11 protein-coding genes are annotated in these 11,865 nt (G+C 71.5%); 10 read left to right on the forward strand and 1 reads right to left on the reverse strand.

Going from position 1 to position 11,865, the window contains the following annotated elements:
* Window positions 1-136 precede the first annotated feature (136 nt).
* The 10 genes from fabD to CSC66_RS09875 all read left to right on the forward strand — a co-directional run bounded on the left by fabD (window position 137) and on the right by CSC66_RS09875 (window position 9,618).
* On the forward strand, window positions 137-1,078 hold the full coding sequence (fabD, locus tag CSC66_RS09830; RefSeq protein ID WP_162377223.1) for an ACP S-malonyltransferase: 942 nt from the start codon (window positions 137-139) through the stop codon (window positions 1,076-1,078).
* A 61-nt stretch (window positions 1,079-1,139) separates the two neighbouring features.
* A complete protein-coding gene (gene fabG / locus CSC66_RS09835) occupies window positions 1,140-1,886 on the forward strand; it encodes a 3-oxoacyl-ACP reductase FabG (protein ID WP_162377224.1) in 747 nt (248 codons plus the stop codon).
* A 191-nt stretch (window positions 1,887-2,077) separates the two neighbouring features.
* Window positions 2,078-2,317, forward strand: a complete 240-nt coding sequence (acpP, locus tag CSC66_RS09840; RefSeq protein ID WP_162377225.1) for an acyl carrier protein — start codon at window positions 2,078-2,080, stop codon at window positions 2,315-2,317.
* Window positions 2,318-2,477: 160 nt separating this feature from the next.
* Window positions 2,478-3,716 carry a beta-ketoacyl-ACP synthase II gene (fabF, locus tag CSC66_RS09845; RefSeq protein ID WP_162377226.1) on the forward strand — a complete coding sequence of 413 codons (1,239 nt, stop codon included), beginning with the start codon at window positions 2,478-2,480 and terminating at the stop codon, window positions 3,714-3,716.
* A 149-nt stretch (window positions 3,717-3,865) separates the two neighbouring features.
* A complete protein-coding gene (locus CSC66_RS09850) occupies window positions 3,866-5,224 on the forward strand; it encodes an aminodeoxychorismate synthase component I (RefSeq protein ID WP_162377227.1) in 1,359 nt (452 codons plus the stop codon).
* Between the two features lie 30 nt (window positions 5,225-5,254).
* A complete protein-coding gene (mltG, locus tag CSC66_RS09855) occupies window positions 5,255-6,523 on the forward strand; it encodes an endolytic transglycosylase MltG (RefSeq protein ID WP_238394354.1) in 1,269 nt (422 codons plus the stop codon).
* A complete protein-coding gene (gene tmk / locus CSC66_RS09860; RefSeq protein ID WP_162377228.1) occupies window positions 6,520-7,197 on the forward strand; it encodes a dTMP kinase in 678 nt (225 codons plus the stop codon). Before mltG ends, tmk begins: the two co-directional genes overlap by 4 nt.
* A complete protein-coding gene (locus CSC66_RS09865; RefSeq protein ID WP_202935624.1) occupies window positions 7,194-8,162 on the forward strand; it encodes a DNA polymerase III subunit delta' in 969 nt (322 codons plus the stop codon). The genes tmk and CSC66_RS09865 overlap by 4 nt, the downstream gene beginning before the upstream one ends.
* Window positions 8,159-8,512, forward strand: a complete 354-nt coding sequence (locus CSC66_RS09870; protein ID WP_162377229.1) for a PilZ domain-containing protein — start codon at window positions 8,159-8,161, stop codon at window positions 8,510-8,512. The genes CSC66_RS09865 and CSC66_RS09870 overlap by 4 nt, the downstream gene beginning before the upstream one ends.
* Before the next feature lie 59 nt (window positions 8,513-8,571).
* A complete protein-coding gene (locus CSC66_RS09875; RefSeq protein WP_238394355.1) occupies window positions 8,572-9,618 on the forward strand; it encodes a DUF4380 domain-containing protein in 1,047 nt (348 codons plus the stop codon).
* Window positions 9,619-9,694: 76 nt separating this feature from the next.
* Here the strand turns inward: CSC66_RS09875 and CSC66_RS09880 are convergent, their stop codons facing one another.
* Window positions 9,695-11,770 (reverse strand): 3-hydroxyacyl-CoA dehydrogenase NAD-binding domain-containing protein, encoded by a 2,076-nt coding sequence (locus tag CSC66_RS09880; RefSeq protein WP_162377231.1) that lies wholly within the window; start codon window positions 11,768-11,770, stop codon window positions 9,695-9,697.
* Between the last annotated feature and the right edge of the window lie 95 nt (window positions 11,771-11,865).

Here is an 11,865-nt window from a genome sequence, read left to right on the forward strand (position 1 = left end):
CGCGCGGTGCGCGGCCTTCGCGTTTTCCGGCCATCCATCCGTCGGCTCCCAGCCGCGCCAGCACATACGGCCAAGTACAGACAAACGCGGCGGATCGCCCGTATCATCGCCGCTCTTTCCCGCTGTGCGACTGCGCGTGACCGATCCGACGCTCGCTTTTGTTTTTCCCGGCCAGGGCTCCCAGTCCGTGGGCATGCTCGCCGAACTGGCCGAACTGCACCCGCAGGTCCGCGACACGTTCGCCGAAGCCTCCGACGGCGCCGGCACCGACCTGTGGGCACTGTCGCAGGGCGGCCCCGAGGAAATGCTCAACCGCACCGAGTACACGCAGCCGGCGCTGCTGGCCGCGGGCATCGCGGTGTGGCGCGCCTGGCAGGCGCAGGGCGGCGCGCAGCCGGCGCTGCTGGCCGGGCACAGCCTGGGCGAATACACCGCACTGGTCGCCGCCGGCGCGCTGTCCCTGAAGGATGGCGCGCACCTGGTGCGCCTGCGCGGCCAGCTGATGCAGGATGCGGCCCCCGCGGGCACCGGCGCAATGGCCGCGGTGCTCGGCGCCGAGGACGACGTGGTGCGCGCCGTGTGCGAGGAGGCCTCCGGCAGCCAGGTCGTGGTGCCGGCCAATTACAACTCGCCCGGGCAGATCGTGATCGGCGGCGACGCGGCCGCGGTCGACCGCGCGCTGGCGCTGCTGGCCGAACGCGGCGTGCGCAAGGCGGTGAAGCTGGCGGTCAGCGTGCCCTCGCACACGCCGCTGATGCGCGAGGCCGCCAACCGCCTGGCCGAGGCGATGGCCGGCATGGCCTGGCGCGTGCCGGCGCTGCCGGTGGTGCAGAACGTCGACGCGCAGTCGCATGCCGGCATCGATGCGATCCGCGATGCGCTGGTGCGCCAGCTGTACCTGCCGGTGCAGTGGACCGGTTGCGTGCAGGCGCTGGCCGCGCGCGGCGCCACCCGCGTCGCCGAATGCGGCCCGGGCAAGGTGCTGGCCGGACTGGCCAAGCGCATCGACAAGTCGCTCGACGCGCGTGCGATCGGCGCGGTCGGCGATTTCGAATCGGCGCTGGCCGACTGGCGCTGATACCCTGCGGCGCGGCCGTGGCCATGCCCGGCCCGCCCCCGAACCGGAACACGAGGTCCCCATGAGCAACCTGCCCCTGAGCGGTGAAGTCGCGCTGGTCACCGGCGCCAGCCGCGGCATCGGCGCGGCGATCGCCGACGAACTGGCCGCGCGTGGCGCGACCGTCATCGGCACCGCCACCAGCGACGGTGGCGCCGAGGCGATCGGCGCGCGCCTGGCCGGCGCCGGCGGCCATGGCCGCAAGCTGGACGTCACCGACGCGGCCGCGGTCGAGGCGCTGATCGATGCCATCGCCAAGGACTTCGGCGCCGTCTCGATCCTGGTCAACAACGCCGGCATCACCCGCGACAACCTGCTGATGCGGATGAAGGAAGAGGACTGGCAGGCGATCCTGGACACCAACCTGACCAGCGTCTACCGCACGTCCAAGGCGGTGATGCGCGGCATGATGAAGGCGCGCAAGGGGCGCATCGTCAACATCGCCTCGGTGATCGGCGCCACCGGCAACGCCGGGCAGGCCAACTACGCCGCGGCCAAGGCCGGGATCATCGCGTTCTCCAAGTCGCTGGCCAAGGAGATCGGCAGCCGCAACGTCACCGTCAATGTCGTCGCGCCCGGCTTCATCGACACCGACATGACCCGCGACCTGCCCGAGGACGCGAAGAACGCGATGCTCGGCCAGATCGCCCTGGGCCGCCTCGGCGAGCCGGCGGACATCGCCCGCGCGGTCGCGTTCCTGGCGGGCCCGGATGCCGGCTACGTCACCGGCGAGACCCTGCATGTCAACGGCGGCATGTACATGGCCTGAGCGCCGCCAGGCGCCGAGCCAAGATGAAGGATTTCAAAAGCCGCGTAAGCTTTTGATCTGGTTGCGGTTGCAGGGCAGTGCCCGCTGCCGCGGCTTTTGACTACACTATCCGCCCTGTGGACAGTGAACCCAGTGCCGCCGCATCGCCGGCGGCTCGTATCGACAACCACTCCGCCTGGAGCAGCAAACCCATGAGCACCATCGAAGAGCGCGTCAAGAAAATCGTCGTCGAACAGCTCGGCGTCAAGGAAGAGGAAGTGACCAACAGCGCATCGTTCGTCGACGATCTGGGCGCCGATTCGCTCGACACCGTCGAGCTGGTGATGGCGCTGGAAGAAGAGTTCGAGTGCGAGATCCCGGACGAAGAGGCCGAGAAGATCACCTCCGTCCAGCAGGCGATCGACTACATCAAGACGCACGTCAAGAGCTGATGCGCGTCGCGACCACGGGCCGCTCGCCGGCCCGCGGAGCTGCAATACAACCGGGGCCGCTGCGTGCGGCCCCGTGCGCGTCTGGCGCCATGGCGCCAGGTGGCGCCGCAACAGGCAACGCTTCGAAGAATCCATACCGCAGCAAAGCAGGGAGCCGTCTATGAGTCAGCGTCGCGTCGTCGTTACCGGCATGGGCATGGTCTCGCCGCTGGGCAACGACATGGCCAGCAGCTGGGACGGGATCGTCAACGGCCGCTCCGGCATCGGCGAGGTCACCTCGTTCGATGCGTCCAGCTTCGCCACCCGCATCGTCGGCGAGGTGCGCGGGCTGGACATCGCCCAGTACGTCAACCCGAAGGACGCGAAGAAGATGGACGCGTTCATCCACTACGGAATGGCGGCCGCGCTGATGGCGCTGGACGACTCCGGGCTGGAGATCACCGAGGCCAACGCCGAGCGCGTGGGCGCGATCATCGGCTCGGGCATCGGCGGCATCCTGGGCATCGAGCAGCAGACCGAGAAGTTCATCGAGGGCGGTCCGCGCAAGATCTCCCCGTTCTACATCCCGAGCACGATCATCAACATGCTGCCGGGTCACCTGGGCATCATGAAGGGGCTCAAGGGGCCGGGCTTCTCCGCCGTTTCCGCGTGCGCCACCTCCAACCATTCGATCGGCATGGCCATGCGCATGATCCAGTACGGCGACGCCGACGTGATGGTCGCCGGCGGCGCCGAGCGCGGCTCATCGCCGACCTCAATGGGCGGCTTCTGCTCGATGAAGGCCATGTCCACGCGCAACGACGACCCCACGCGGGCGTCGCGTCCCTGGGACAAGGACCGCGACGGCTTCGTCATGGGCGACGGCGCCGGCATCCTGGTGATCGAGGAATACGAGCACGCCAAGGCGCGCGGCGCCCGCATCTACTGCGAACTCGCCGGTTTCGGCGCAAGCACCGACGCGTTCCACATGACCGCGCCAAGCGAGGATGGCGATGGTCCCGCCCGCTGCATGCTGTCGGCGCTCAAGGACGCCGGCCTGAACATCGAGCAGGTGGACTATCTCAACGCGCACGGCACCTCGACCCCGCTGGGCGACCTGGCCGAGACCCTGGCGATGAAGCGCGCCTTCGGCGACCACGCCTACAGGATGATGGTCAGCTCGACCAAGTCGATGACCGGGCACCTGCTCGGCGCGGCCGGCGGCGTCGAGGCGATCTTCTCGGTGCTGGCGCTGCGCGACGACATCATCCCGCCGACCATCAACCTCGACGAGCCCGGCGAAGGCTGCGACCTGGACTACGTGCCCAACGTGGCGCGCCAGAAGCGGATCGACGTGGCGCTGTCCAACGGCTTCGGCTTCGGCGGCACCAACGGCACCCTGGTGTTCAGGCGGCTCTGAACGGGGGCGACCGGCAATGACGGCCGCCGCGAACGGGCGCGCCGTCGTCTCCGGAGGCGCCGCCGCCCGGTAGCCGGCCTCCGCCGACTCGGCGGCGCGGGGCCGGCGCCGTGACGCCACCGCGTCCGCCCGCCATCCCACAGGCCTGCATGCTGCATTTCCTTCCGCTCCCTGCCGACACCGACCTGCTGGCGCTGCACCGGCAGGCCCCGTCGCGCTATCCACTGCTGCTCGAATCGGTCGCTTCCGGCACCGTCCAGGGGCGCTGGGACCTGCTGCTGGCCGGCGACGGCAGCGGCCTGCGGCTGGATCCGGACGGCGTCACCCGTGACCTGGCGGGGCAGGCGTTGGCGGGCACGTTCCTGGAGGCGCTGGACATGGCATGGCGCCCGCTGCGTACCGTGGCGGAAGAGCCGCGCTGGCCCTTCCACGGCGGCTGGGCGCTGCTGATGGACTACGAGCTGGCCGCGCAGGTCGAGCCGGTACTGACGCTGCCCATGCGACCGGCCGGCCCCCGGCCGCTGGCGCTCGCGTTGCGCTGCCCGGCCGCGATCCTGCGCGATCGCGCCAGCGGCGAATGCATCGCCGTGGCCGAGCCCGCGCATGCGGCGCTGCTCCCCGCGATCGCCGGCGACATCGCCGCCGCACGCGCGCTGCCGCCGCTGCCGGGCTGGCAGCCGCCGGCGTCGATCGTGGAAGACGAACCCCGGCGCTTCCTCGAGGGCGTCGAGCGGATCCTCGAATACCTGCGCGCCGGCGACGTGTTCCAGGTGAACCTGTCGCGCGGCTGGCGGGCGCGCTTCGACGCGCCGCTGGACCCGGCTGCGCTCTACGCCCGCCTGCGGCAGGCCAACCCCGCCCCGTTCGCCGGGCTGTTCGCCGGCGACGGCTGGGCGGTGGCCAGTTCCTCGCCGGAGCGGCTGGTCTCGGTGCGCGGGCGCGTGGTCGAGACCCGGCCCATCGCCGGCACCCGCCCGCGCTTCGAGGGCGACGACGATGCCGCGCGGATCCGCGAGCTGGTCGGCCATCCGAAGGAGCGCGCCGAGCACGTGATGCTGATCGACCTGGAACGCAACGACCTGGGCCGGGTCTGCGAACCGGGCAGTGTCCAGGTCGACGAACTGATGACGGTGGAGAGCTACGCCCACGTCCACCACATCGTCAGCAACGTGCGCGGGATCCTGCGCGAGGACGCCACGCCGGGCGATGTGATCGCCGCGGTGTATCCCGGCGGGACCATCACCGGCTGCCCGAAGGTGCGCTGCATGCAGATCATCGCCGAGCTCGAGCGTACGCCGCGCGGCGCCTACACCGGTGCGATCGGCTGGCTCGGCCGCGACGGCGACCTCGACCTCAACATCCTCATCCGCAGCGCCGAGGTGCAGGGCAGGGATGCCGTGTTCCGCACCGGGGCAGGCATCGTCGCCGACTCGATACCTGCGCGCGAGCTCGACGAGACCCGGGCCAAGGCGCGCGGCCTGCTGCGGGCGCTGGACCCGTCGGCATGAGCGCCTGCGAGCCCGCCGCGCCGGCGCGGTATGCTGGACGGCAACACGATCGACGAGGTGGACGTGGCTGGCGGACGTAGACGCGCACTGCGCTGGGGCCTGGGTTTGCTGTGCCTGCTGCTGCTCGCCGTGGCCGCGGCGGCCGGGTGGGGCTGGATGCACTACCAGCGCTTCGCCGACGCACCGGCCGCCAGCGCCGGCACCGCCGACAGCGTGCGGATCGAACGCGGCGATGGCTTCGCCACCGTGCTTGCCCGCCTGCGCGAAGCGGGTATCGACGCCGGCCACGACCTGGAATGGCGCCTGCTGGCACGGCAGATGGACGCCGCAGGCCGGCTCAAGGTCGGCGAGTACGCGCTGGCGCCGGAGCTGACCCCGCGCGAACTGCTGCAGCGCATGCGCGATGGCCGCGTCCTCCAGTACCGGGTGACCCTGGTCGAAGGCTGGAACTTCCGCCAGCTGCGCGCCGCCCTTGCCGCCGCGCAGCCGCTGCGGCACGAGACCGGCGACATGGACGACGCGGCGCTGATGGCCGCGCTCGGGCATCCCGGCCAGCATCCGGAAGGCCGCTTCCTGCCGGAGACCTACCTGTACCAGCGCGGCGACAGCGACCTGGACATCCTGCGCCGCGCGCACGCGGCGATGGAACAGGCACTGGCGCAGGCCTGGGAGTCGCGCGCGCCTGACGTGCCCCTGAAGTCCGCCGAGGAGGCCCTGGTGCTGGCCTCGATCGTGGAGAAGGAGACCGGCCAGGCGCAGGAGCGCCCGCAGATCGCCGGCGTGTTCTCGCGGCGGCTGCAGAAGGGCATGCTGCTGCAGACCGACCCGACCGTGATCTACGGCATGGGCAGTGCCTACGCGGGCAACATCCGCAAGCGCGACCTCACCACCGACACGCCCTACAACACCTACACCCGGCCGGGCCTGCCGCCCACGCCGATCGCCATGCCCGGCCGCGCCGCGCTGCAGGCGGCGGTCGATCCGGCGCCGGGCGACGCGCTGTACTTCGTCTCGCGCAACGACGGCAGCCACGTCTTCTCGGCCACCTACGCCGAACACAATGCCGCGGTCGACTGCTACCAGCGGCGGCGCTGTCCGCCTGGCAAGGCGGACAACGGGGCGCCATCGCCTGGCAAGGCGGACAACAGGGCGCCATCGCCTGGCAAGGCGGACAACAAGGCGCCATCGCCTGGCAAGGCCGGCAACGACACGGGTGCGGCCGCACCCGAAAGTGCCGGTCCGGCGCCGAAGGCCGATGCCGGCAAGCGCGACGCGCCGGCGTCCACGGAGTCGCCATGACCGAGGCGATCCTGACCCACCCGCGCTTCATCAGCCTCGAAGGCGGGGAGGGCGCGGGCAAGAGCACCGCGATCGCCTCGATCCGCGACGTCCTGTTGCAGCGGGGCCATGAAGTCGTGCTGACCCGAGAGCCCGGCGGCACGCCGCTGGCGGAGAAGATCCGCGCGCTGATGCTCGACAACCGGCAGTCGCTGCGCGGCGAGGGCGACGAGGACGAGCCGCTGTGCGCCGAGGCCGAACTGCTGCTGGCATTCGCCGCGCGCGCCCAGCACGTGCGCCAGGTGGTGCGGCCGGCGCTGCAGCGCGGCGCGTTCGTGGTCAGCGACCGCTTCACCGATTCCAGCTACGCCTACCAGGGCGATGGCCGCGGCCTGGACCCGGCCTGGATCGCGGCGCTGGAGCGGCGTGCGGTCGGCCTGCGTCCGGGGCTGACGCTGCTGCTGGACCTGGACGTGCGCGAGGGACGCGCGCGCACCAGTGGCCGCGACCTGTGGCCGGACCGGATCGAGAGCGAGCAGGACGACTTCTTCGAGCGCGTGCGTGCCGGGTTCCGTCGCCGCGCCGCCGCCGAGCCGGCGCGTTTCCGGGTGATCGACGCCGCGCTGCCGCCGCGCGAGGTGGGCCTGGCGGTCGCAGCGGCGGTCGAGCAATGGCTGGAGTCGCCGCCGCGGTGAGCACGTCGATGGCCCCCTGGCAGCAGCGCGCCCATGACCAGGCGCTGGCGTCGCTGGCCGCCGGCCGCCTGGGCCACGCGCTGCTGCTGTGCGGCCCGGCCGGCCTGGGCAAGCGTGCGGTCGCCGACCGCCTCGCCGCGCACATCCTGTCCGCCGGCGCAGACGCCAGTGCGCAGGCGCGCACCCGGGCGCTGATCGCCGCAGGCACGCATCCGGACCTGCACGTGGTGTCGTTCGTGCCCAACAAGGAAGGCACGCGCCTGCGCACCGAGATCGTGATCGACCAGATCCGCGAACTTGGCCAGCAGCTGGCGCTGACGCCCCAATACGGGGTCGCCCAGGTCGCCGTGGTCGACCCCGCCGACGCGCTCAACACCGCAGCCTGCAACGCGCTGCTCAAGACCCTCGAGGAGCCGGCGCCGGCGCGCTACCTGTGGCTGGTCAGCGCGCGCCCGGCGCGACTGCCGGCAACCATCCGCAGCCGCTGCCAGCGCCTGGAGTTCCGCCTGCCGCCGCGCGACGAGGCGCTGGCCTGGCTGCGCGGACAGGGGCATGACGCCCAGGCCGCCGCCGAGGCGCTGGACGCCGCCGGTGGCCATCCGGGCCTGGCCGCCGAGTGGCTTGGGGGCGATGGCCTGGCGCTGCGGCGCGGGATCGCCGCGGACCTGGCCGCAGTGGAGGCCGGGCGCGCCGACCCGCTGGAGACCGCGCTGCGCTGGAGTAGCGACGAACTCGCGGTCGAGCGCCTCCGGCATGCCGCCGAGCATGTGCTGGAGCGGGCCCGGAGCCCGGCCGGCTTGACCGATCCGGACCGATTGAACAAGCTGGCGGCCTGGTTCGACGACGCCAACCGTGCCCGCGAACTGCTGCGGAGCACGGTACGCGCCGACCTGGTGATGGCTGACCTGCTGCTGGCCTGGCGCGACGCGTCGCGCCAGCAGGCGGGCAAAGGGGACAATCGATGAGTGCTGCAAGTGGGCGCCAGGGCATCCTGTCGCTGGCGGTGAAGGACAAGGCCGCGCTGTACAACGCCTACATGCCCTACATCCGGCATGGCGGCATCTTCGTGCCCACGCCCAAGCGCTACTTCCTCGGCGACGAGGTGTTCCTGCTGCTGACCCTGCCCGACTCCAGCGACCGCCTGCCGATCGCCGGCAAGGTGGTCTGGGTGACGCCTGCCGGCGCCCAGGGCAACCGCACCGCCGGCATCGGCGTGCAGTTCCCCGAAGGTGCCGAGGGCGAGGCGGTCAAGAACCGGATCGAGACCCTGCTGGCCGGCACGCTCAACGCCGACAAGCCGACCCAGACGATGTGAACGCCGGCGCGCGCCGGCGTGACCCCGACGGAGCAGAGCGGGAGAGTGCGATGCGACCCATGTTGCGCTTGGCCGTGGTCCTGCTCGCGGCGGCCGCCGGCGCGTCCCCTGCCCACGCGGACGAAACCGGTGCGTCGCCGGGCGTGGTGCGGCTGGAAAGCCCGAAGCTGCAGATGGAGATATCGCCGCGCCTGGGCGGACGCGTGCTGCACTTCTCGCTGCCCGGGGCCCCGAACCTCCTGCGGACCGGCGAAGCGGTGGCGTCGCAACCGGATCCGAAGGTGAGCGCCGCCGGCGAGAACATTCCCTACCTGGGGCACGAGGTCTGGGTCGGTCCGCAGTCCGGATGGTGGACCGACCAGGCCGTCAATCCGGCGCGTCGCAAGGCGGCCGCGCAATGGCCGCCGGATCCGTGGCTGGCACATGCGCCGGCGAAGGTGATCGCGCACGAGGACGCCCGGCTGGTGCTGGAAGGCGCCGCCAGCCCGGTCAGTGGCGTGCGCCTGCAGCAGTCCTTCTCGATCGCGCCGGACCGCCCCGATACCGCCGAGCTGGCGGTGGAGATGCGCAACGTGCGCAAGCAGCCGGTGTCGCGCGATATCTGGTTCAACACGCGCGTCGCGCCGGAAACGCGGGTGTTCGTGCCGGTCGCCGCCGATGGCGGCGGCGTGCGCGTGCGCTCGGATACCGGCGACGGTTTCGATGGACTGGTCAGCAGCGCCGCCGACGGCCTGTTCTCGCTGGAGCTGCTGCCGCCCTCGGATGGCCGCCAGGGTCGGCGTGGCAAGGTCTTCATCCAGCCGCGCGCCGGCTGGATCGCCGGGTTCAATGCCGGCCAGGCCTTCCTGATCCATTTCGAGCTCGAGCCGCTGGCGCGGATCCATCCGGACCAGGGCCAGGTCGAGCTCTACCTGGACTGGCGCCCGGGCATGGCCGACACCGGCGTGCTCGAGCTGGAAGTGCACGCCCCGTACGCGACCCTGGCGCCCGGGGAATCGACCACCGCGCATGAGTGGTGGGTGGTGCGTCGCTACGACGGCCCCGACCGGCGCGATGCGCAGGTCGCCTTCCTGCAGCGGATGCTGGCCGAGGCCGGCGTCGAGTAGAGCGGGGCTTGCCCCGCTGCCCAGGCGTGGCGGAGAAAAGGCAGCGGGGCAAGCCCCGCTCTACGCGGAACGTCGGCTACTCCACCGGTTGCCGCAGCAGCGGATTGTCCCAGCCGGGGCGCGGCGCGAAGCGGTCACCGTGGCGTGCCTGCAACGCCAGCAGCCGCTCCACCAGCGCATCGGCGCCGGTGGCGCGGATGTGCTGGATGGGGCCGCCACGGAACGGGGCGAAGCCGGTGCCGAAGATCACCCCGGCATCGAGCAGGTCGGCATCGGCGACCACGCCATCGTGCAGGCATGCCACCGCCTCGTTGAGCAACGGCAGGATCAGGCGGTCCTCCAGGTCCGACGGTGCCTGGTAGCCGGCCGGCGCCTCGGGCTTCACCGGCTTGCTGCCCTTCTCGTTCTGCTCCCACTTGTAGAGGCCCTGGCCGTCCTTCTTGCCGCGCTTGCCCGGCTCGACCGAAGCCAGCGCCGCAGGTACCTGCAGGCCGAGGAACGGCGACAGCTCCGCGCCCACGCCCTGGGCCACGTCCAGGCCGACGGTGTCGATCAGTTCGATCGGGCCCATCGGCATGCCGAACTTCACCGCGGTCCTGTCGATCACCACGCCGGGGATGCCCTCGGCATAGGCGGTGGCCGCCTCGAGCATGTACGGGAACAGCACGCGGTTGACCAGGAACCCCGGCGTGCCGGCGACCGGCACCGGGAACTTGTCCAGCGCCTTGCAGAACGCCGCCAGGCGTTTGACCACCGCCGGATCGAGGCGGTCGTGCTGGACGATCTCCACCAGCGGCATCTGCGCCACCGGGTTGAAGTAGTGCAGGCCGGCGAAGCGGTCCGGGCGGGCGATGTGCTCGCGCAGTTCGTCCAGCGGGATCGAGGAAGTGTTGCTGGTGAGCAGCGCGTCGTCCTTCATCCGCGGCTCGAGCACGTGGTACAGGTCGCGCTTGGCTTCCGGGTTCTCGATGATCGCCTCGATCACCAGGTCGGCCTCGGCCACGCCGGCGCCGGCCAGGTCGCCCTTCAGGCGCGCGGCCACGGCCGGGCGCCTGGCGTCGTCCTTCACCCGCTTGGCGAACAGTTCCTGCGCGCGGCCCAGCGCGCCGTCGATGAACCGCTGCTCGCGGTCCTGCAGGGTGACCTCGAAGCCCTTGTAGGCCGACCAGGCGGCGATGTCGCCACCCATCACCCCGGCGCCGACCACGTGCACGTGGCGGATGCCATGGTCCTTTCCGCCCAGGCCCTTGAGCCGCTCGGTCAGGAAGAAGATGCGGATCAGGTTGCGCGCGGTCGGCGTGCCGGCCAGCTTCACCACGGCCTTGCGCTCGGCATCGAGCCGGGCCTGGATGCCGCTGCCGCCGGCGCGCTCCCACACGCCGATCAGCGCGTAAGGCGCCGGATACTGGTCCTTCTTGGCCTTGCGCGCGACCTGCTTGGCCATCTGCGGGGCGAGGATCTTCCGCGCCAGCCAGCTGTTGGTCGCCCAGCCCATGAAGCGCTGCTTGAACGTCCGCTGCGTGCCTTTCAGCGCCAGCGCCGCCGCCGAGTCCTCCAGCAGCGCCGGTTCGACCACCTTGTCGACCAGGCCGATGCCGCGTGCGGCCGGGGCCGACAGCGTGCGTCCGGTCAGCATCATGTCCATCGCCGCCGGCGCACCGACCAGGCGCGGCAGGCGGGCGCTGCCGCCCCAGCCGGGGAAGATGCCCAGCTTGACCTCGGGCAGGCCGATCCGGGTGGACGGGTCGTTGCTGGCCACCCGGTAGTCGCAGGCCAGCGACAGCTCGGTGCCGCCGCCCATGCAGAAGCCGTGGATCGCCGCCACCGTCGGGCAGGGCAGCTCGGCGACCTTCTGGAACACGACCTGGCCTCGGCGGATGGCGTCGTTGACCGTGCCCTTGCGGTCGAAGTCCTGGAACTCCTTCAGGTCGGCACCGGCGATGAAGCCGGAGGGCTTGGCCGAGCGGAACACCACGCCCTTGGGCGGGTCGATCGCCAGCCGCTCGAGGATGTCGTCCAGCTCGATCAGCACGTCCTGCGAGAGCGCATTGACCGGCGCGTCCTGCCGGTCCAGCGACAGCACCACCACGCCGTCGTCGCGCTGCGCGGCTTGCCAGTGGCTGAATCGCAGTCCATCGAAGCCTGGGAGCATGGCCTGACCATCCGGTTGTGTATGGAGTAGGCCGCTATCATCCCGAGGTTGTTTCGGCGGCGTCAAATCCCGATCCGGGATCCGGCCCATCGCGG

This window comes from Pseudoxanthomonas kaohsiungensis (assembly GCF_010211765.1).
In the GTDB taxonomy this organism is placed as follows: domain Bacteria; phylum Pseudomonadota; class Gammaproteobacteria; order Xanthomonadales; family Xanthomonadaceae; genus Pseudoxanthomonas; species Pseudoxanthomonas kaohsiungensis.